This is a genomic window from Janthinobacterium sp. TND4EL3 (genome assembly GCF_900156175.1).
GTDB lineage: Bacteria > Pseudomonadota > Gammaproteobacteria > Burkholderiales > Burkholderiaceae_D > Janthinobacterium.
Genome location: NZ_FTMV01000008.1, coordinates 104,075 through 124,604, shown reverse-complemented (window position 1 = coordinate 124,604; position 20,530 = coordinate 104,075). Strand labels below are relative to the sequence as shown.

Below are 20,530 nucleotides of genomic sequence, written 5' to 3'. Positions count from 1 at the left end.
TTGTTCAACTGCTGAATGTGCCAATAGCGCGTCGACGCAGCTCAAGTGCCAATCACAACATGCACCTAAAAACGAACTGTACTAATCTAATCTGGGTGAGGACGTCACATAAACTCGTCGCATCTGCTCTGCGCTCCTCCCTTAGCCACGCTTCGGATCGATAGCTGTCATACCTCAATTTAAAAGCACCAGCTCACAAGACTAGGCCCAAGCCTCAATCAAAGGCTCCCCGGGCCCAGCGGACCTGAAAAATGGCCAGGGCAAGGCGCGCGGGCGAAGACAGTACGCATGTACGGCGAGCCCAAGCAACGCAGCCCTGGACATTTTCTCAGGCCCGCGCCTCCGGCCCGCCGTTCTAGGCATTTAATACAAACTCACTGAACACGCGCCAGGTACTGGGCCAGTTGGCCGAAAGTAGCCTTGAACCCCTCCTTCATCGACTCAAACCCCTGCTTGAACGTCTCATGCTGCTCATCGGTCGCCCTGTGCGGCGTCGACCGCAAGGTCATCGTCGTCTTGCCGTTTTCCTCGGTAAGCGTCATGACATTGAACGATTCCAATGGCCACGTCGCGCTGACCGGGTGCTGCACGGCATTGCCCTGCTTGTCGGCGAATGACAAGATCGAGACGATCTTTTCCGGCGCTTCGATGGCCTGATAAGTAAACTTGCCCCACATCTCGTAGCCATTGTCGGCGCGCATGCCGTAGTGGAAGACACCGCCCGGCCGCAAGTCCAGCGCCAGCACGCTCAATTCGAAGCCGACAGGCCCCCACCACTGGGCCAGGCGCTCGGGCTCCACCCACGACTGGAACACCAGTTCGCGCGGCGCGTCGAAGGTGTGCGTGATGACAAAGTCGCTGCTGTCGCGGTGCTCTCCGTCCTGCTTCTGTTTTTCCGTCGTCATGCTGTCTCCTGATGGTGGTGGGCTGACTGTTAATGTACCAGCGGCGCCGGCAAACGGGAAGGCCTGTACGCCTGCCAAACCAGCATGCTAGAATATTAGTTCGACACCTAACCATTAGACGACTCACCTTATGATTTCTATCGAAGAGCGCTTTTCCGCCGCGCTCCACAAGACGGCGCGCGGCTGGCGCCATGCGATCGACCGGCGCCTGAAGGACCTGGACCTGGGGCAGGCAAGCTGGATGTGCATCGCCATGATCGCCAAGTCGCCGCAGCCGCCCTCGCAAAGCGAGCTGGCGCACCAGCTGGGCGTGGAAAACCCCACCATGGTGTCGATGCTGGACCGGCTCGTGAAATCGGGCTTCGTGCAGCGCCAGCCGTCGGCAACGGACCGCCGCGTCAAACTGGTGATACTGACGCAAGCGGGCCTGCAAGTGTATGAGACCGTGCGCAAGGAAGCGGACGGCTTCCGCAAGGAGCTGCTGCAGGGCATTGATCCCGATCAACTGCGCGCCGCCACCGAACTGCTCGAAGCGCTACAGGCGGCGACGGAGAAATCCGCATGAGTTCGGCCACAGCCAGCGCCACGCCGGCGCTGCCCGCTTCACAGGACCCGACCCTGAACCGGCGCATGATCACAATTTCGATCATGCTCGCCACCATCATCCAGGCGCTCGACGGCACCATCGCCAACGTCGCCCTGCCCCACATGCAGGGCAGCCTGTCCGCCTCGCAAGACCAGATCACCTGGGTGCTGACCTCTTTTATTGTCGCCGCCGCCATTGCCACGCCCCTGACGGGCTGGCTGTGCGACCGCTTCGGCCAGAAAAACACCTTTCTCGTGTCTGTTGCCGGTTTTACGCTGGCCTCCGTGCTGTGCGGCCTGTCCGGCACCCTGTCCGAGATCGTCGCCGCCCGCTTGCTGCAGGGCGTGTTCGGCGCGGCCCTGGTGCCGCTGTCGCAGGCGGTCTTGCTTGACATCAATCCTCGCGAAAAGCACGGCTCGGCCATGGCCATCTGGGGCATGGGCGTGATGATCGGTCCCATCCTGGGCCCGACACTGGGCGGCTGGCTGACGGACAGCTACAGCTGGCGCTGGGTCTTCTTCATCAACATCCCCATCGGCGCCATGGCTTTCTCTGGCATCTGGCGCTACATCCGCAAGGACCCGCCCAACCGCCGCATGAGCTTTGACATGTTCGGCTTCGCCACCCTGAGCCTGTCCATTGGCGCCTTGCAGATGCTGCTGGACCGGGGCGAACAGAACGACTGGTTTTCTTCCACGGAAACGTGGATCGAAGCCATCGTGCTGGCCATGAGCCTGTGTTATTTCATCGCCCACACTGCCCTGCGCCCGGCCGGCAAGTCCTTCCTCGATTACCGACTGCTGAAGAATTCGAACTATGTGAGCGGCCTGCTGTTCATCTTCATCGTCGGCATGGTGCTGTTCGCCACCCGCGCGCTGACGCCGTCCATGCTGCAAGGCTTGATGAACTACCCGGCAGCCATCGCCGGCCTGGTGACGGCGCCCAGCGGCCTGGGCACGATGGTGGCCATGCTGATCGTCGGCAAGCTGACGGGCAGGATCGATACGCGCATCCTGCTGGGCGCGGGCTTTTCCATCACTGCGTTCTCGCTGTGGCAGATGGCCAATTTCACCTTGGACCTCGTGCCGAAGACGGTCGTGTGGAACGGCATCATCCAGGGCATCGGCCTGGGCCTCGTCTTCGTGCCGCTGAGCGCGGCCACGTTCGCCACCCTGTCGCCGCAGATGCGGGCCGAAGGCACGGCCATCTACAGCCTCGTGCGCAATATCGGCAGCAGCATCGGCATCGCCCTCGTGCAAACCTTGTTGGTGCGCAATACGCAGATTGCCCATGCCTCCCTGACGGAACACATCACTATCGCCAACCCGGCCCTGCATGACCCCGGCATCGCCCAGGTGTTCGACCTGGGCACGAGTACGGGCATGGCGGCCCTGAATGGCGAAATCACGCGGCAGGCGTCGATGATCGCCTACCTCGACGACTTTTGGCTGATGATGTGGCTGACCATCCTCGTGCTGCCGCTTTTGCTCCTGATCAAACCACCAAAGAAGAATGCGCCCGTCGTCGTCGACCACGCGGCCATGGAATAACCCTCATGCACACACCGATGAAACTCTCCCTGCGCGTCCTGGCACTCAGCTTATCGCTTGCCGGCTGCGCCAGCATGGCACCCGACACGCAACAGTTGCCGCAGCAAGACCTGGCCACCGTGCAATTGGCGGCCGACATCCGCCTGGCCAGCGAAGGCTGGCCCGCCGCCCGATGGTGGCGCCAGTTCCAGGACGACCAGCTCGACCGGCTGATCGAAAACGCCCTGTCCGCCAGCCCCAGCCTGGCGGTGGCGAACGCCCGCATCGGCTCGGCCCTGTCCGCGTTCGACGCGCAACACGCGGAGCGCGGCCCAAGGGTGGACCTGGACGCGAACGCCAGCCGCCAGCGCTATTCGGGCAATGGCCTGATGCCCGCCCCCATCGGCGGCAATTACTACAATGAAATCACGGTGGGCGTGCAAGCCCATTACGACCTGGACTGGTGGGGCAAGCACAAGGCGCAGATCGCCGCCAGCCTCGGTGAAGTCAACGCGCGCCGTGCCGAGTATGCGATGGCGGAACAGATGCTGGCGGCCGAGATCGCCCGTCACTACTTCAGCATGCAAAACGGCTGGGCCCGCATGGACAATCTGCATGCGCTGGTGCAACTGCAACAGCTGCTGGTGCAGGACAAGGAAAAGCGCATCGCCAACGGCCTCGGCGTGAGCGACGACCATCTGTCCGCGCAAACGCGTTTGAGCCTGCTGCAGCAGCAGATCGCCCTGCTGGAAACGCAGGTCGTCACGGAACGGGAAGCCTTGCGCGCCCTCGTCGGCGGCGACAGCTCGGCGCTGGCCAGCCTGCGGCCAAGACAGGCCCAGGCGCTGCCGCATGCGCTGCCCGGCAAGCTGGGCATGGAATTGCTGGCGCGCCGGCCCGACTTGCAGGCGGCCCGCTGGCGAGTGCAAGCATCGATGAGCAAGATCGAGGCGGCGCAGGCGGCGTTCTACCCCGATATCGACCTGGGCGCCTCGTTCGGCCTCGATGCGATCACGCTGGGCAAGCTGCTTGAGTCCGGCAGCCGCACCCTGTTCATCGGCCCGGCCCTCTCGCTGCCCCTGTTCGACAGCGGCCGCCTGCAGGCCCGGCTTGCCGGCGCGCGCAGCGAACGCAATGAGCTGATCGCCGACTACAACCAGAACGTCTACAACGTCGTGCGCGACGTGGCGCAGGCGGGCGCCAGGGTGCAGGGCGTGGAAAACCAGCTGCGGCTGCAGCAGGACAACCTGCGCGCCAGCGAAGCGCAGCTGCGCAACGCGAATGCCCGACTGAAACAGGGTCTGGCCGACCGCGCCACGCAGATCAATGCGGAAATGACCGTGCGCGGCCAGGTGGACCTGGGCATGCAGCTGCAAAACCAGCGCCAGGACGCGGAAATCAAGCTGACCGTGGCCCTGGGCGGCGGCTACCGGGGCAGCAGCGACTTTGCCGCCAGCGCCAGCACCGCCAAACAATAACCATCGATTACGGAACACATCATGAGCAGCGATACCACAGCAACGACCACCCAAAACGAACAGCCGGGCAAGCGCAAGGCCGTCCTGATCGCCATCACGGCCGCCTTTCTCGTGGCCGGCGCCGCTTGGACCGCCTACTATCAACTGGTGCTGTCCAGGGAAGAAGTGACGGACAATGCCTATGTGGGCGGCAACCTCGTCACCCTGTCCGCCCAAGTGACGGGCAATGTCGACGCCATCCGCGCCGACGAGACGCAGATGGTCAAGGCGGGCGCCCCGCTGATCACCCTGAACGCCATCGATGCGGACCTGGCCCTGCGCCAGGCGCAGGCACGGCTGGGCAACGTCGTGCGCCAGGAACGCGAGCGCTATGCCAGCGTGGCCCAGTACGACGCCGTCATCGAGCAGCGCCGCCTGGCGCTGGCCACGGCGCAGGGCAACCTGGCCCGCCGCGCGCCGCTGGCCGCGGACCACACGATCTCGGGCGAAGATCTTGTTCATGCGAAACAGGCCGTCGATGACGCCAAGGCGGCCCTCGTCGTGGCGCAGCGCCAGGCCGAGTCCGCCAAGTCGGGCGTGGCCGGCGTGAACCTGGCCAGCCATCCGGCCGTGCTGTCGGCCAGGGGCGACGTGCTGCAGGCGTGGCTGGCCGTGCGCCGCAACGCCGTCGTCGCGCCCGTCTCGGGCTATGTGGCCAAGCGCAGCGTGCAGCTGGGCTCGCACGTGGCGCCGGGCACGCCGCTGATGTCCATCGTGCCGCTCGACCAGTTATGGGTCGATGCGAACTTCAAGGAGTCCGAATTGCGCAATATCCGCGTGGGACAGGCGGCGACCATCGAAACGGATTTGTATGGCAGCAAAGTCGTCTACCACGGCAAGGTGCTGGGCATGTCGGCCGGCACGGGCAGCGTGTTTTCGCTGCTGCCGGCGCAAAACGCCACGGGCAACTGGATCAAGGTAGTGCAGCGCGTGCCCGTGCGCATCACGCTGGACCCGAAGGAACTGGCCGCCCACCCGCTGCGCATCGGCCTGTCGACGACGGTGACGGTCGATACCAGCCATGGCGAAGGGGCCACCCTGGACCAGCCGCTGGCGGCGTCCGCCGTCTACACGACCAGCGCGCTGAGCCAGCCCGTGGACGAGGCGGAGAAGATGGCCGATGCCATCATCGCGCAGAATTTGGCCCGCTGACGCCTACTTCGCCTTCCCCGCCGCCGCCACCTGGTCCAGTATATGCTTGGGCACGGCCGCATAATGCTTGAATTCCATCGTGTACGTGGCGCGGCCCTGGGTCAGCGAACGCAGGGTGGTGGAATAACCGAACATTTCCGCCAGCGGCACGAGGGCCTTGACGATGCGCCCCGCGCCGCCGGGGATGTCGTCGACGCCCTGCACCATGCCGCGCCGGGCCGTCAGGTCGCCCATCACGTTGCCCATGAACTCTTCCGGCGTTTCCGCCTCCACCTGCATCATCGGTTCCAGCAGCACGGGCGATGCTTTGCGCATGCCCTCCTTGAAGGCGATGGAGCCGGCCATGCGGAAGGCGTTTTCATTCGAATCGACGTCGTGGTAGGAACCGAACGTCAATGTCGCCTTCACGTCGACAACCGGGTAGCCGGCCAGCACGCCCGATTTGAGGGTTTCGAGGATGCCCTTGTCGACGGCGGGAATGAATTCGCGCGGCACGACGCCGCCCTTGATGGCGTCGACGAACTGGTAGCCCGTGCCCGGCTCCAGCGGTTCGAGCTTCAGCACCACGTGGCCGTACTGGCCCCGTCCGCCCGACTGCTTGACGAACTTGCCCTCGACGTCTTCCACCGCGCGCGTGATGGTTTCGCGGTAGGCCACCTGCGGCTTGCCGACATTGGCTTCCACGCCGAATTCGCGCCGCATGCGGTCGACCAATATCTCCAGGTGCAGTTCGCCCATGCCCGACATGATGGTCTGGCCCGATTCCTCGTCCGTATGCACCCTGAACGACGGGTCTTCCTGCGCCAGGCGGTTCAGGGCGATACCCATCTTTTCCTGGTCCGGCTTGGTCTTCGGTTCGACGGCCTGGGAAATGACGGGTTCCGGGAAGATCATCTTTTCCAGCACGATGATGTGGTCGATGGCGCACAGGGTATCGCCCGTGGTGACGGCTTTCAGGCCCACGGCGGCGGCGATGTCGCCCGCATACACTTCCTTGATTTCCTTGCGTTCGTTCGCATGCATCTGCAGGATGCGCCCCAGCCGCTCGCGCGCGCTCTTGGTGGGGTTGTAGACCATGTCGCCCGAATTCACCACGCCCGAATACACGCGGAAGAAGGTCAGCTGCCCCACGAAGGGGTCCGTCATGATCTTGAAGGCCAGGGCGGAAAAGTACTCGTCGTCCGTCGGATGGCGCTCCACCTCGTTGTCGTGCTCGTCGTGGCCCATGATGGGCGGCACTTCCATGGGCGACGGCAGGTATTCGATGACGGCGTCGAGCATGGCCTGCACGCCCTTGTTCTTGAAGGCGCTGCCGCACAGCATGGGCACGATTTCATTGCGGATGGTGCGCGCGCGCAAGGCCTGCTTGAGTTCCGCTTCCGTGAACGTGTCGCCGTTCAGGTAGCGTTCCGTCATCTCCGTCGTGGCCTCGGCCGCGTGCTCGACCAGGTGCTCGTGCCACTCCTGCGCCTGCGCCAACAGCTCGGCGGGAATTTCGCCATAGCTGAACTGCACGCCCTGGCTGGCGTCGTCCCACGTGATGGCGCGCATTTTCAGCAGGTCGATCACGCCCGTGAAGTGCTCTTCGGCGCCGATGGGCAGCTGGATGGGCACGGCCACGCCTTTCAGGCGCTCGGCGATCTGCTTGCGCACGCGCAGGAAATCCGCGCCCACCCGATCCATCTTGTTGATGAAGGCGATGCGCGGCACATGGTATTTGTTGGCCTGGCGCCAGACGGTCTCCGATTGCGGCTGCACGCCGCCGACAGCGTCATAGACCATCACGGCGCCGTCGAGCACGCGCATCGAGCGCTCCACCTCGATCGTGAAATCCACGTGGCCGGGCGTGTCGATGATGTTGATGCGGTGTTCGGGGAAATTGCCGGCCATGCCTTTCCAGAACGCCGTGGTGGCGGCCGAGGTGATGGTGATGCCCCGTTCCTGCTCCTGCTCCATCCAGTCCATGGTGGCGGCGCCGTTGTGCACCTCGCCGATCTTGTGGTTGACCCCCGTATAGAACAGGATGCGCTCGGTAGTGGTGGTCTTGCCGGCGTCGATATGGGCGCTGATGCCGATGTTGCGGTAGCGCTCGATAGGTGTTTTGCGGGTCATCACAATCTCCATGGCTAGTCCCGGCACCCGGTTTTCCAGTGTAGCAGACATCGATTTTGACGGCACGTGTAACTGGTTTTTACCATACGCACCACACCGCCAGGTACGCGCACGCCAGACGAACGGGGCAATTCTGGTATTCCGCTATACTTTCATATGTATTAATTCAACAAAGATTAATCAAAATCAATATGCACGATGATTTATCGTGCAAGGCGACGCCGGCGGCATGCAGCCCAGGTGCGCACCGAATGACATGCCCCACTCAGCCTATGACTATCCGACTAAGAAAAATAATCCTCTCCTCCCTGCTGGCGTCGCCGGCCCTGGCCATGGCCGGCGAACTGGAACAGCAAATGCAACGTTGCGCCGTGCTCGGTGACGCCAGCGCCCGCCTGGGCTGCTTCGACACCCTGGCCAAGGCGGCGGAAAAAGCCACCATCGCCGCTGGCGGCGATCCTGCCACGGCAGCCGTCGCCCTGGCGGCTGCCGCCGAGGTCGCTCCACTCACCTTTATCGCACCACCGGGCGTGGCCACGCCGGACGCCGTCAACGCCGCCATTCCCGCCATCGCCCAGGCCGGCGCCGCGCCGCCGGAAGCGCCGATTTCGCGCACCCAGCAATCGTGGGAGCTGAACGACGCCTCCAAGCGGGGCATGTTCAACTTCCGCCCGCACCGCGACACCTACCTGCTGCTGGCCAACTACAGCGATGCTTCCAACGATGAGCCGTTCCAGGACTTCACGCCGGCCGGCATCAAGAGCCAGCACGTGGAACTGACCTTCCAGCTGAGTTTCAAGATGAAGCTGCTGGAAGACATCGCCGGCACGCCCATCGACATGTGGTTCGGCTACACGCAGCAAAGTTTCTGGCAGGCGTATAACCGCAAGGCATCGAGCCCCTTCCGCGAGACGAATTACCAGCCAGAACTGATGCTGATCTTGCCGATCAACAAGAATTTCGCGGGCCTGGAATTCAATTACCTGAACTTCGGCCTCGTGCACCAGTCGAATGGCCAGACCTCGACCCTGTCGCGCAGCTGGAACCGCGTGTATGCCGAGCTCGGTGTGGAAAAAGACAATCTGGCGATCACGGGCCGCGTCTGGCACCGCCTCGACAATAGCCCGGTCGACAATGACAATATCGACATTACCGATTACATGGGACATGGCGACTTGCGCGTGAGCTACCGCAACAAGGGCCACGAGTATGCGGTCACGGCGCGCCGCAATTTCAGCAAGAAGCATGGCTCCATGCAGGCCAGCTGGGCTTTCCCATTGAAAGCCAACCTGAAAGGCTATCTGCAGCTGTTCTCCGGCTATGGCCAGAGCTTAATCGACTACAACTATTCGCAGAAGTCGATCGGCGCCGGTTTCATGGTCGACCTGTAAGCACGGCAGCGGTACAAACAACAATGGCGCCGAGGGCGCCATTGTTTATGGGGAGACTTCTATTTAGCGCCGCCCGCCGCCCAGCACCCGGGCCGGCAGCATGACGATGGCGCGCAGCAATTCGAACACGCCTTCCACGCCGATGCCGATCAGCCGGAATGGCAACAGCAGCAGCCAGGCCAGCGGATACAGCACGAGGGCCAGCAGGGCCAGCGGCCAGCACACGAGCAAGAGCAGCAACCACAGCACGAATCCCAGCATCGCCTTCCCCCTAGAATGAAATGTGCGGAGCAAGCCGCGCTTGCCCCGCTACCGTGACCGCACTATAGTCAAGCGCGGCAACGGCGGCAACGGCCATGCGATGAACTGCGCGCTACGGGGATGAACGGTGCAAAAACGGGAATGAACGGGGGCTTACTGACCGACGCAAATCACTTTCGTGATGTATTCATGCGCGTTCGGCTTCTTGCTGGCGGCCCATTTGATGGCCTGGTTCGCGTCTTCGATGGTCATGACGGTGGCCTTGTCCTTCGACTTGATGAAGGACACGCCTTCAAACACGCCTTCCTTGCTGCGCATTACCTTGGCAAACACGGGCGGCCTGGTCTCGCCATCGCTGATTTTGTTCTGTTGCACGAGGTAACGCTGATCGATCTGTTCCATGATAGTAAAGCTGTCCGGTGGTAAAAGACGAAATATACCCTGAATGGACGAACGCCGCAGGATGAAATCGCCGCGGCGTTGCCCAAATTTGGTTTCGAACGGCTGACAAAACCGTCGCGGGCGGCAGTGAGTTGTGGCTAAGAAGCGCAACCGTACTTTAGTACGGGGCGCCGAGCCGGTGAGCATCGCAGGCCGCAAATCGCGACGCGCAGCAGGTTTGGCCAGCTGCTCAGGCGTAGACAGGCTTCTGCGTCACTGGTTGCAAGTTGACATCGTAGATGACCTGCGCGCGCATCGACGCTTCCAGCGACGGGATCGAGCCGCCCGCGCGGTACTGGAAGCTCACCTGCAGCACGTCGCCCGCCTTCACGGCCACCGGCGCGGCCAGCGGCAAACACATGTAATGGTTCAGCCAGTCGATGGTGGACGAGCGCTCGGGCACGACGGCCAGGATGTTCTTGGTGACGAAACGCAAGGCGTTCAGCGTACCGCTGCGCTCGACGACGAACTTGCCGTCAAAGCCGAACACGCTGTCCGTCGGCTGGCTGAAGTCGATGATGCTGTAGACGGACGGCGGCGCCAGTTCCAGCACGCCCGGATGGATGGCCGCGGTTTCCTGGAATTGCACGATGGGCGCATAAAACCCCTCGAAATCGTATTCCTGCTGCATGGGCTGCACGGCCATGATGACGGCTTCGGGCAGGAAGACGGGCAGCGGGCCGCCGAAACGGGCCAGATAGCGGCGCTTGAACGATTCGATCACTTCCACCTGCTTTTCGCGCAGCATGCCCACATGGATCATTTCGCAGATGACCACGTCGACGGGCTCGGGCGGCAGGTATTCGAAGGCGTCCGCGTGGACGACTTCCACTTTTTCACCGTTCGGGTTGAGCGCCAGCATCTTGCGCGCTTCCTTGACCATGTCGGGATTGAATTCCACGCACCACACCTTGTCGGCGCGCGCGGCCGCAAACCATGACAGCACACCCGTGCCGCCGCCCAGTTCCAGCACCTTCATGCCGGGTTTCACCGCGTAATCGATCGCCGACTTGAAGCCGTGCATGCGGTTCTGGTCCATCAGCATATTGTGGTGGTAATGGACGGGGATAAACTGCCCCAGGTAACAACTCTCGATTTCTCGTTCATTCAGCATGTCTGTCCTCTTGGAGTCTCGCTCCGATGGCCGATCGGTTTTGTCATTCCAGAAAGCAGTGATATCGCACGGGCTGCGCGAGGGGCGGCGACAAAGCAGCCGGCGCCTGGTGGTGGTGGGATGGCCCATGCAAAAAATCTCCTGATTAATGCGACACGATCATTATCGTTAATCGCCAGGCAGAGCAAAGGGCTGAGGTGAGAGGCAATTCCATGCCAGTTTTGGCGCTGGCATGGAAAATATTAAAAATAATGCATTACTTTCAGGTACTTATTTACGTCCCGCGCGCGCCTTTTGCGCCGCTTCGATGATGGCCACCGCGCCCGGCTTGTCGCCGGCCTGGGCGAACTGCACGGCCGTCCAGCCATGGTCGCTCTTCAGGCTGGCGTCCGCCCCCCAGGACAGCAGCAGCCTGACGGCGCCCTCCTGTCCTTCGCGGGCGGCGAACATCAGCGGCGTGATGTTGGCGGGCGCACGCGCATCGACGGCCGCGTCGCGGTCGAGCAATATCTTCATGATGGGCAAGTCGCCCGCCGAGGCCGCGTAGTGCAGCGCCGTCCAGCCGCCCTGGTTGACCTTGGCGCCCTTGGCCAGCAAGGCGTTCACCGCGTCCAGCTTGTGTTTGTATGCGGCCATCATCAGCGCCGTGTTGCCGTTGGCCGAACGCGCTTCGATATCGATGCCGGGAGCGTCGAGCAGCAGCTTGAACACCTTGTCCGCATCGTCGCGCAAGGCCAGCACGAGCGGTATGTCGCCCCGCTGCGCGTCCGGCTGGTTCGGATTCATGCCGTCCGCCAGCATGCTGCGCACGCCGCTGTCGTTGTTGACGGAGACGGCGCGGAAGAAGGCATCCGGTTCCGGCGCCGCCTGGCTGGCGGCGGCCCAGCACAGGAGCATCGCCGCAGCGAGTTTTTTCATCATGACTGACCTTAAAAGATTACGGCAACTGATTGAATAACTTGAAGAAATTATCCGTCGTCTGCTGCGCTACCTGGGCCAAAGGGATGCCTTTCAGGGTCGACAGGTATTCCGCCACGTGGGCCACATAGCCCGGTTCGTTCATGCGGCCGCGGAAGGGCACGGGCGCCAGATACGGCGAATCCGTCTCGATGAGGATGCGCTCGAGCGGCACTTCCAGGGCCACGGCCTGCAAATCCTTCGCGCTCTTGAACGTGACGATGCCGGAAAAGGAAATGTAGAAGCCCAGGTCGATGGCGGCGCGCGCCACTTCCAGCGATTCTGTAAAGCAATGCATGACGCCGGCCACGCCGCCGTCGGCCACGCCCGCGCCCTCTTCGCGCATGATGCGTATCGTGTCTTCGCTGGCCGCTCTTGTGTGGATAATCAAGGGCTTACGGGTGATTCTTGACGCTTTGATGTGAGTGCGGAAACGCTCGCGCTGCCACTCGAGGTCGCCCGTCAGGCGGAAATAGTCAAGACCCGTCTCGCCGATGGCGATGATCTTCGGGTGGTCGGCCAGGCGCACCAGGTCGTCCACCGACGGTTCAGGCGTGTCCTCGTAGTCGGGATGCACGCCGACGGACGCGAAAATATGCGGATACTGCTCGGCCAGGGCCAGCACCTGCGGGAAGTCCGGCAGGTCGACGGAGACGCACAAGGCATGGGTTACCTTGTTCTCGGCCATCTTGGCGAGGATCTCGGGCATGCGAGCAGCCAGCTCGGGGAAATTGATATGGCAATGGGAATCGATATACATAAGGCGGGATTGTACCGGAGCGGGAGAAAACTGGCAGGAGGGAGGCGACGACGGCGGCCCGCCCGCCCCCGATTCCTGCTCCAGGCAGCAGGCATTGCCGCCCGCGCATCGATGCCAGTCAAGGGAGCATGAGCGTGCTGGAAGTTGCGTGCGGGTCAGGCGCCCCGCGTGCGGGAAGCGATGCAGTGCTGACGCCAAGCGCCCATTGCCCCGTGTACGCGCCCGATGCAGGCAATGAGCGGTAGGCCGGTGCCATCTCCTGCGCCGCATCGTGCCCCGCCTCCAGCACTCGCACCCCGCATGCCGGCGCACACATCCATGCGCTGCCGCCAGCCGTCGCCAACGTCACGGAAGCGGGTGACAAGTCGGCCAGCCAGACGCCCATCGGCGCAGGAATGGTCCGGCCCTGGATGGCAAACCCGAGCGGTTTCAGCCGGTTGTGCGCGTTGCCGGTCAAGGTGAGGACGATTCCCTGCGGGCGCCGCACCCGTTCGGCAAGGACGCGCTGCGCCATCTGCTCGTCCCTGCTGACGCCAGCCACGCCTGGCAGGCCATCGAGCACGAACACGGCCAGGGCCGCATAGCGTTGTTTCCACTGCCGCAGGCGTTCGATAAGCGCGAACATGGCGAGGCTGGAGCGGCCGTCGTGAAGCGGCCCGCTCCAGAACCTCGTCTGCAGCAGCCGCTCGGCGGCCGCTGCGCCGCCATCCGATGCGAGAAAAAAGCGCCAGCGGCACGGCCTGGTCGGGATTCAGTTCCAGCCCGACCGGTACCTCGCGCCCATGTTACAGCGCATGGCATACGGCGGCGCCAAACGCCTGCGGACTTTCCTTGGTGCCATGCATTTCCCCCATCAGCATCAGCTGCCCCGACTGCAGCTCCTGATGCAGCCCGTCGGGAACCCCGCAATCCCCATACGCGCCGGACGATGCCATGCACAGGCCCAGGAAAACCAGGCTCCATGCAAGCGCCAGGCGGCGCGCAGGCGGATCGGATGCCATTGCAAGCCCTTCGACAGTGCCTGCGCTGGCGTCCCGGCGCGGCACGCGTGCATGGCGCTTCATACTGCCCCTGACGGCTGCGGACGGGCAAGACTCTGCCCGCCGCCAAACGCATGGAAGCGCCGCCCATTTTCTGGCGCAGAATCAATGGTTTTGCTCGGGTAGTTCATGTGTTTTCTGTCATGTTCATAGCGACCTCGCCTACTGCCCCGGCGGCGGCTGCCACAGTTCCACCTTGTTGCCCTCGGGGTCGATGACCCAGCCGAACTGGCCATAGTCGGAATCGGGCGCCTTGTCCAGCACGGTGCAGCCCTCGTCGCGCAAGGCTTGCAGCAGCGCGTCGAGGTTATCGACGCGGTAATTGATCATGAAGGACGCCTTGCCGGGCGCAAATTGCTCGCTGTCGTCGGCCGAGACGGACCAGATGGTCGTGCCGCCAGCGGGCTGGCCGTCGGCGTCCGTCCAGCTGAAGGCGGCGCCGCCCCAGGGCTGCACGTCCAGGCCCAAGTGGCGCTGGTACCAGGCGCGCAGCGCGGCCGGGTCTTGCGCGTGGAAAAAGATGCCGCCGATGCCAGTGACCCGTTTCATTGTCGCCTCCGTTGCGGATATCCGCGTGGTTTGCAAAGTGACATGACTGTAACACCGCGCCCCGGGCATGGCAAACGGGCCAGCGCCCCAGGGCGGCGCGCCCGGACTTGCCTGCCTAGGCAGAAACGTTATCAAGATGTATAGTGGCTGGCTGACGCGCAGCCATGGGGCGGCGCGCGGCCATGTGGAGTGTTTCATGCTGAAAATTGCCTGTCCCCTGATGTTGACATTGCTGGCCAGCCTGGCGCAGCCGGCGCATGCCCAGGACAGGCGCGATGCGCCCAAGCCTGCCGCCGAGGCGGGCCTGTGCCAGCCCGTCTGCGCCTCGGCGCGCCAGGATTGCCGCGCGCAGGCGCAAGCGGCCACGGAAAACGATGGCAACCCCATCCTGTCGATGAAACCGAGCAGCAATCCTTACGTCGCGGCCGGCAGGAATGTCGATACGCAAGCGGAGCAGCTGCGCCCCACGGAAGCCCAGGCCTTCCGCGCCCGGCGCGCCGAGCGCCTGCAGGCGTGCGAAGTGCGCTACCGCAGCTGCACGCGCACCTGCGGCTGAGGCCTATCAGCCGACGCGCTTGCCCAGGATAATCAGATCGCGTTCCACGCCATCGAGGTTCGCCACTTTCGGCAGGTTCGCCCACGTTTCGAAGCCGAATTTCTTGAACAGGCCCAGGCTGGGCGCGTTGTGGCCGAAGATGAAGCCGAGCACCGTGTGCACGCCGACGGCAGGCGCGTGGGCGATGGCCTGCGTCAGGCCGTAGGCGCCTATGCCCTTGCCGCGCGCGCTTTCCGCGATGTAGACGGACAATTCCGCCGTCCCCGCGTAAGCGGGACGGCCATAAAAGTTCGAGTACGACAGCCAGCCCAAAGGCTCGGGCTGCCCGGAGCCGTCATCGGCCGCCTCGATGATCCACAGGGGGCGGCGCTCGGGCGTGTGTTCGTGGAACCAGGCCAGGCGCGACTCGACTGTCACGGGTTCCGTGTCGGCCGTCACTTCGCGCGACGCGATCGTCGTGTTGTAGATGGCGACGATGGCAGGCAGGTCGGCAAGCGTGGCAATGCGGTGGCGATAGTTCATATTCTTATTTAAATAGTGGCGACAAGCGATTGATTATATGGACTCTTTACTGGCAGCTTGACGCGTAGTCGAGCAGCATGTCTTCGAGGAACAGCTTCGGCGACAGCGGGTGCTCGGCAATCGCCCGGCGTTCGTTGGCGGCCTTGATGGCGGCCATCAGACGGCTGACGTTGATGCGCGCGGCCAGCGCTTCGAGCTCGCGCCGGTGGCGCGGGTAGTAGCGGATGGTGCCCGACAGCTTGACGGAAAACACGTCGTACAGCCAGCGCTGCAAGGACGCCACCAGCGGCGCCAGCGGCGCCTTCTGCAATTTGTCGGCCGCCTTCAGGGCCGCTTCCACGCCGGGATGGGCCAATACCTGCAGCAATTGTTCCGTTTCTTCGCGGCCACCCGATTCGGACTGGGCCAGCGCGGCCAGCGGCGCGCCGCCCTGCTCGCGCAGCCAGCTGTCCGCGTCGTTCAAGCCCTGGGCCTTGAGCCAGGTCAAAGCCTGCTCGTGGCTGGGCATGGGCAAGGCAAATTTGCGGCAGCGCGACAGGATCGTCGGCAGCAAACGGTCCAGGCTGTTCGAGGCCAGCAGGAACAGGGTGCCCGGCGGCGGCTCTTCCAGGGTTTTCAGCAGGGCGTTCGAGGCGGGCGTATTGAGCGCCTCGGCCGGATACAGCACGACCACGCGCAAGCCCTGGCGGTGCGTGGAAATGTTCATGAAGTCTGCCAGGTTGCGGATCTGCTCGATCTTGATGTCCTTCGACGGCGTCTTGCTCTTGGCGCTCTTCTTCGCGCCTTCGCCGTCTTCTCCCTCGTCGGCCACCTCGTCTTCCAGCGCTTCCGGGCGCACGCGGCGGTAATCGGGATGGTTGCCCTGGCTGAACCAGCCGCACGAGGCGCAAACGCCGCAGGCGTGGCCATCGGCGCGCACGTCTTCACACAGCAGCGCTTGCGCAAAATGCTCGATGAAGTCGGCCTTGCCGATGCCTTGCGCGCCATGGAACAGGATGGCGTGCGGCATGCGCGGACGCAAGGCTTGCAACTGCTGCCAGGCGTCCTGCTGCCACGGATAGAGGGAACTGTTCATATCTTCTTCTTTTAAATCAGCGCGTTACAGTGCTTTGTGCAAGCAATACATCAAGCAGCTTTGCCAGTTGCACTTGAATATCGGCAATGCTTTGCGTGGAATCGATGATGCGGAAACGCTGCGGGAACTGCGCCGCGCGGCGCAAATACTCATTGCGCGTGGCGGCAAAGAAGTCGGCCTGCTCCTGCTCGAATTTATCCAGGGCACGCGTGGCGTCCAGGCGGGCCCGGGCAACTTCCAGGGGCACGTCGAACAGGAAAGTGAGGTCCGGCTGCAGGTGCGGATGCACCCACGCTTCGAGCTGCTCCATCTTGCGCAGGTCCATGCCGCGCCCGCCGCCCTGGTAGGCGAAGCTGGCATCCGTGAAACGGTCGGAAATGACCCACTCGCCCCGCTCCAGGGCGGGGGCGATGACTTGGGCGATGTGTTCGCGGCGGCTGGCGAACATCAGCAAGGCTTCCGTTTCCAGGTGCATCTTTTCGTGCAGCAGCAGCTCGCGCAGCTTTTCGCCGAGGCGGGTGCCGCCCGGTTCGCGCGACGAGACGAGGGTCACGCCCCGCTGCCGCAGGTAGTCGGCGACAAAGCCGATATGCGTCGACTTGCCCGCGCCATCGATGCCTTCGAAGGTGATGAAGCGCGCTTGATGTTGTTGTGTCATGAAACTTCTTATTCTGTTGAAATTAGCGCTGATACTGGTTCACGGCGCGGTTATGGTCGGGCAGGTTGGCCGAGAACTGGCTGGTGCCGTCGCCGCGCGCGACGAAATACAGGGCCTGCGTGCGGGCCGGCGCCAGCGCCGCCGTCAGCGATTGCGCGCCAGCGAGCGCGATCGGCGTGGGCGGCAAGCCGCCGCGCGTATAGGTATTGTACGGGGTGTCCGCTTCCAGGTCGCGTTTGCGGATCTTGCCCTGGTAGTTGTCACCCATGCCATAGATCACGGTCGGGTCCGTCTGCAGCAGCATGCCCGTCTTGAGGCGGTTGACGAACACGCCGGCGATCATGGCCCGCTCGGACTTTTGCCCCGTTTCCTTTTCCACGATGGATGCCATGATCAGCGCCTCGTACGGGTTTTTATACGGCAAGGCCGGATCGCGCTTGTCCCACGCTTCGGACAACCTACCTATCATGGCCGCGTGCGCCTGCTTGAAGATCTGCATTTCGCTCGCGCCCTTGGCGAACAGATAGGTGTCCGGGAAGAACAGGCCTTCCGGCTGCACGTATTCCGGGCTGATCTTTGCCATCAGTTCCTTGTCGGAAAGACCCACCGTATCGTGCTTGAGGCCGGGATGGCTGGCCATGGCCGCGCGCATCTGCCTGAACGTCCAGCCTTCGATGATGGTCAAGGACTCTTGCGCGAACTCGCCGCGCGCCAGCTGCGTGATCAGCCGCTGCGGCGTCGTGCCCGGTTTCAGCTCGTAGGAGCCGGCCTTGATCTTCGAGGTCTTGCCTTCGATGCGCGCCAGCAGGTTGAACAGGATGGGCACGATGGGCACGCCCGCGTCCGCGATCTGCTGGCCGGCCGCATGCGCGCCGCTGCCGGGCGTGATCGTAAACGGGATCGCTTCGCCTTCCGTCGTGATGGGCTGCTGCGCCCAGTACACAAAAGTGCCGCCCACGCCGATGGCGGCGATGACTGAACTGACTACAAGTTTTTTAAAGAAAGCCATTGTTCCGATTCTTGTGATGCGCCCGCTGGCGTACAACGCGCGCTTGTTATGATCGTTCATTTGTGAAGAAAGCCCGCGCAAACCTGCGCCACTGCTGCGATTCTTGCCGCTGCCGACGCGATCCGCCCGACATCACTATAATGAACCCGTAATGATAATGCTTAATCGCTGATCTAATGGAAATTATGAATAACTGGAATCAATTTTTAGCCGCACAAGGCGCCCGTCCCGTCCCTGCCGCAGACGCGCCTGACAGTACCGTCCCCGCCCCCATTGCCCCCATCGCCGATTTTGGCCAGTCCCTGACAGTGTCCCAGCTGCAAGACGGCTTTGTCGCGGCCATCACGGACCAGGGCTTGATCGGCATCAATGGCGACGATGCGGCCAGTTTCCTGCATGGCCAGCTGACCAACGACGTGGAACACCTGAACCAGGAGCAAGTGCGCCTGGCCGGCTACTGCACGCCGAAAGGCCGCTTGCTGGCCAGTTTCCTGATGTGGCGCAACGCCACCACCATTTATCTGCAATTGCCGCGCGCCATACAGCCGGCCATCCAGAAGCGCCTGCAGATGTTCGTGCTGCGCGCCAAGGCCAAGCTGCACGATGCATCGTGCGATGAAGCGAACCAGGTCGTGCTGGGCCTCGGCGGCAAGCAAGCCGGCGCGGCCCTGTCCGCCTGGTTCCCCACCCTGCCCGCCACGCCGTTCGGCAAGGTGGACCACGCGCTGGGCACCGTGCTGCGCGTGGCCGATGCGTTTGGCAGCCCCCGCTATCAATGGCTGACGTCGGCCGCCACGGCGCGCGACGCCTGGCCGCAATTGACGGCGCAGCTGGCCAAGGGCGGCAATGATTGCTGGCAATTGTCGGACATCCACGCGGGCATTCCGCAGATCACGGCCGCCACGCAAGAGCAATTCGTGCCACAGATGGTCAATTTCGAGCTGCTGGGCGGCGTCAATTTCAAGAAAGGCTGCTACCCGGGCCAGGAAATCGTCGCGCGCAGCCAGTACTTGGGCAAGCTCAAGCGCCGCACCACCCTCGTCAGCATCGCCGATGCGGCCGTCGTGGCCGGCGGCGAACTGTTTGCCGTCAGCGACCCCGAGCAGCCTTGCGGCATGGTCGTCAACGCCGCGCCGAACGGCGTGGGCGGCATCGACGCCCTCGTTGAAATGAAGCTGGGGGCGATCGACGAAGGTTCAAGCGCGGCCGGCGCCGTGCGCTACGGTTCGGCCCAGGGTGCGGCCGTGCATTTCCTGCCCATGCCTTACGTGCTCGACGCACTCGACTTGTGAGAATGCCATGAAAGATTTGTACATTTATTATCAGGTCAAGCAAGAGCACGCCCAGGCGCTGGAAGCACGGGTACGCGCCTTGCAGGCCAGGCTGGCGGCCGCCTCCGGCGTGGCGCCGCAGCTCAAGCGCCGTCCGGAAGCGAAGGATGGCTTGCAGACGTGGATGGAAATCTACCCCATCGTCGGCGAAGGTTTTGCCGAACAACTGGCCGCGGCCGCCGAGGAAGCGGGCTTGCTGTCGCTGACGGCCGGCGCGCGCCATACGGAAGTGTTCATGGACTTGCCCCCATGTGCCTGATCGTTTTTGCCTGGAAAGTCAATCCGCACGTCCCGCTGATTGCCGCCGCCAACCGCGACGAATTCTATGAACGCGCCAGCGCCCCCGCCGGCGCCTGGCCCGAGCACCCGCAAGTGTATGCGGGCCGCGACCTGCAGGCGGGCGGCAGCTGGATGGGCATCACCCAGGCCGGCAGCGGCAGCTCGCGCTTTGCCGCCATCACGAATATCCGCAGCCCGCAAGACCGCAATCCGGACGCCCCCTCGCGCGGTGCCCTGGTAGCCGACTACCTGGCCGGCACGATGTCGCCGCAGGACTACATCGCGCAGATCCGCCCCGGCTGCAAAGCCTACAACGGCTTTAACCTGGTGCTGGGCGACGCGGGCACGCTGATCTGGTTTTCCAACCGGGGCGACGGCGATGCGCGCAACGGCCAGCCTTTGGAACCGGGCATCTACGGCCTGTCGAACGCCCTGCTGGATGCGCCATGGCCCAAGGTCCTGAAGACCAAGGCCCAGTTCGCCAGCCTGCTGTGCCAGGGCGCGCCCGACGACGCCTATTTCGACATGCTGGCCGACACCACGCGCGCGCCCGACTTCCGCCTGCCCGACACGGGCGTGCCGCTCGACCTCGAGCGCGTGCTGTCCGCCGTCTGCATCGACACGCCGGGCTACGGCACGCGCACCTCCACCGTCGTCAAACTGTTCCCCGATTCGCCCGGCGAACTGCATGAGCTGGTGATTCAATAAGGCCACCTTGCCCCAGGCAAGGTCGAGGCGGGTCGGGTAGGTCGGGGTAGGTCGGCTTAGCGCGCGAGCGCGTAAGCC

At 63.6% G+C, this 20,530-nt stretch carries 23 protein-coding genes; 9 read left to right on the top strand and 14 right to left on the bottom strand.

The features are described 5' to 3' along the window. Positions 1-374 precede the first annotated feature (374 nt). Positions 375-905, bottom strand: a complete 531-nt coding sequence (locus tag BXA07_RS14335; protein WP_076568577.1) for an SRPBCC family protein — start codon at positions 903-905, stop codon at positions 375-377. 130 nt (positions 906-1,035) lie between these two features. Between BXA07_RS14335 and BXA07_RS14330 the strand changes: the two genes are divergently transcribed. The 4 genes from BXA07_RS14330 to BXA07_RS14315 are packed head-to-tail and all read left to right on the top strand — an operon-like array spanning position 1,036 to position 5,689. Next, a complete protein-coding gene (locus BXA07_RS14330) occupies positions 1,036-1,470 on the top strand; it encodes a MarR family winged helix-turn-helix transcriptional regulator (protein WP_076568576.1) in 435 nt (144 codons plus the stop codon). After that, on the top strand, positions 1,467-3,041 hold the full coding sequence (locus BXA07_RS14325) for a DHA2 family efflux MFS transporter permease subunit (protein ID WP_076568575.1): 1,575 nt from the start codon (positions 1,467-1,469) through the stop codon (positions 3,039-3,041). The genes BXA07_RS14330 and BXA07_RS14325 overlap by 4 nt, the downstream gene beginning before the upstream one ends. 5 nt (positions 3,042-3,046) lie before the next feature. Next, a complete protein-coding gene (locus BXA07_RS14320; RefSeq protein WP_076568574.1) occupies positions 3,047-4,498 on the top strand; it encodes an efflux transporter outer membrane subunit in 1,452 nt (483 codons plus the stop codon). A 21-nt stretch (positions 4,499-4,519) separates the two neighbouring features. Continuing rightward, on the top strand, positions 4,520-5,689 hold the full coding sequence (locus BXA07_RS14315; RefSeq protein WP_076568573.1) for an HlyD/EmrA/EmrK family protein: 1,170 nt from the start codon (positions 4,520-4,522) through the stop codon (positions 5,687-5,689). A 3-nt stretch (positions 5,690-5,692) separates the two neighbouring features. On the opposite strand, the gene fusA is transcribed toward BXA07_RS14315, so the two are convergent. Further along, positions 5,693-7,801, bottom strand: a complete 2,109-nt coding sequence (fusA, locus tag BXA07_RS14310; protein ID WP_076568714.1) for an elongation factor G — start codon at positions 7,799-7,801, stop codon at positions 5,693-5,695. Positions 7,802-8,073: 272 nt separating this feature from the next. On the opposite strand from fusA, the gene BXA07_RS14305 reads away from it, so the two are divergent. Continuing rightward, on the top strand, positions 8,074-9,192 hold the full coding sequence (locus BXA07_RS14305; protein ID WP_076568572.1) for a phospholipase A: 1,119 nt from the start codon (positions 8,074-8,076) through the stop codon (positions 9,190-9,192). 63 nt (positions 9,193-9,255) lie between these two features. Here BXA07_RS14305 and BXA07_RS14300 read toward each other — a convergent pair whose 3' ends face one another. From BXA07_RS14300 to BXA07_RS14265, 8 genes are all read right to left on the bottom strand, one after another. After that, positions 9,256-9,453 (bottom strand): hypothetical protein, encoded by a 198-nt coding sequence (locus BXA07_RS14300; protein WP_034784591.1) that lies wholly within the window; start codon positions 9,451-9,453, stop codon positions 9,256-9,258. 153 nt (positions 9,454-9,606) lie between these two features. After that, on the bottom strand, positions 9,607-9,855 hold the full coding sequence (locus BXA07_RS14295; RefSeq protein ID WP_076568571.1) for a hypothetical protein: 249 nt from the start codon (positions 9,853-9,855) through the stop codon (positions 9,607-9,609). A 229-nt stretch (positions 9,856-10,084) separates the two neighbouring features. Then, entirely contained in the window at positions 10,085-11,008 is a 924-nt protein-coding gene (locus BXA07_RS14290; protein ID WP_076568570.1) for a class I SAM-dependent methyltransferase, read from the bottom strand. A gap of 270 nt (positions 11,009-11,278) precedes the next feature. Continuing rightward, the gene (locus tag BXA07_RS14285) at positions 11,279-11,929 is read right to left on the bottom strand and encodes an ankyrin repeat domain-containing protein (RefSeq protein ID WP_076568569.1); all 651 of its coding nucleotides are present in this window, start codon (positions 11,927-11,929) and stop codon (positions 11,279-11,281) included. Between the two features lie 16 nt (positions 11,930-11,945). Then, positions 11,946-12,725 carry a TatD family hydrolase gene (locus BXA07_RS14280; protein ID WP_076568568.1) on the bottom strand — a complete coding sequence of 260 codons (780 nt, stop codon included), beginning with the start codon at positions 12,723-12,725 and terminating at the stop codon, positions 11,946-11,948. Between the two features lie 118 nt (positions 12,726-12,843). Next, the gene (locus BXA07_RS14275; protein WP_076568567.1) at positions 12,844-13,350 is read right to left on the bottom strand and encodes a hypothetical protein; all 507 of its coding nucleotides are present in this window, start codon (positions 13,348-13,350) and stop codon (positions 12,844-12,846) included. A 160-nt stretch (positions 13,351-13,510) separates the two neighbouring features. After that, positions 13,511-13,726, bottom strand: a complete 216-nt coding sequence (locus BXA07_RS14270; protein ID WP_076568566.1) for a hypothetical protein — start codon at positions 13,724-13,726, stop codon at positions 13,511-13,513. A 201-nt stretch (positions 13,727-13,927) separates the two neighbouring features. Next, the gene (locus tag BXA07_RS14265) at positions 13,928-14,314 is read right to left on the bottom strand and encodes a VOC family protein (RefSeq protein ID WP_076568565.1); all 387 of its coding nucleotides are present in this window, start codon (positions 14,312-14,314) and stop codon (positions 13,928-13,930) included. Between the two features lie 196 nt (positions 14,315-14,510). On the opposite strand from BXA07_RS14265, the gene BXA07_RS14260 reads away from it, so the two are divergent. Then, positions 14,511-14,870, top strand: a complete 360-nt coding sequence (locus BXA07_RS14260; protein WP_139335573.1) for a hypothetical protein — start codon at positions 14,511-14,513, stop codon at positions 14,868-14,870. A gap of 6 nt (positions 14,871-14,876) precedes the next feature. Here the strand turns inward: BXA07_RS14260 and BXA07_RS14255 are convergent, their stop codons facing one another. From BXA07_RS14255 to mltG, 4 genes are read right to left on the bottom strand one after another with little or no spacing between them, the layout of a single operon-like run. Continuing rightward, positions 14,877-15,392 carry a GNAT family N-acetyltransferase gene (locus BXA07_RS14255; protein WP_076568563.1) on the bottom strand — a complete coding sequence of 172 codons (516 nt, stop codon included), beginning with the start codon at positions 15,390-15,392 and terminating at the stop codon, positions 14,877-14,879. A gap of 46 nt (positions 15,393-15,438) precedes the next feature. Further along, positions 15,439-16,467: a DNA polymerase III subunit delta' gene (locus BXA07_RS14250; RefSeq protein WP_076568562.1), complete on the bottom strand. Its 1,029-nt coding sequence runs from the start codon at positions 16,465-16,467 to the stop codon at positions 15,439-15,441. Between the two features lie 16 nt (positions 16,468-16,483). After that, positions 16,484-17,125, bottom strand: coding sequence for a dTMP kinase (gene tmk / locus BXA07_RS14245; protein WP_076568561.1), 642 nt, complete (start codon positions 17,123-17,125; stop codon positions 16,484-16,486). A 22-nt stretch (positions 17,126-17,147) separates the two neighbouring features. Further along, entirely contained in the window at positions 17,148-18,134 is a 987-nt protein-coding gene (gene mltG / locus BXA07_RS14240) for an endolytic transglycosylase MltG (RefSeq protein WP_076568560.1), read from the bottom strand. Positions 18,135-18,319: 185 nt separating this feature from the next. Between mltG and BXA07_RS14235 the strand changes: the two genes are divergently transcribed. The 3 genes from BXA07_RS14235 to BXA07_RS14225 are packed head-to-tail and all read left to right on the top strand — an operon-like array spanning position 18,320 to position 20,452. Next, positions 18,320-19,426, top strand: a complete 1,107-nt coding sequence (locus tag BXA07_RS14235; RefSeq protein ID WP_076568713.1) for a CAF17-like 4Fe-4S cluster assembly/insertion protein YgfZ — start codon at positions 18,320-18,322, stop codon at positions 19,424-19,426. Positions 19,427-19,433: 7 nt separating this feature from the next. Further along, positions 19,434-19,724, top strand: coding sequence for a DUF4936 family protein (locus tag BXA07_RS14230; protein WP_076568559.1), 291 nt, complete (start codon positions 19,434-19,436; stop codon positions 19,722-19,724). Beyond that, on the top strand, positions 19,715-20,452 hold the full coding sequence (locus BXA07_RS14225) for an NRDE family protein (RefSeq protein WP_076568558.1): 738 nt from the start codon (positions 19,715-19,717) through the stop codon (positions 20,450-20,452). The genes BXA07_RS14230 and BXA07_RS14225 overlap by 10 nt, the downstream gene beginning before the upstream one ends. Positions 20,453-20,530 lie beyond the last annotated feature (78 nt).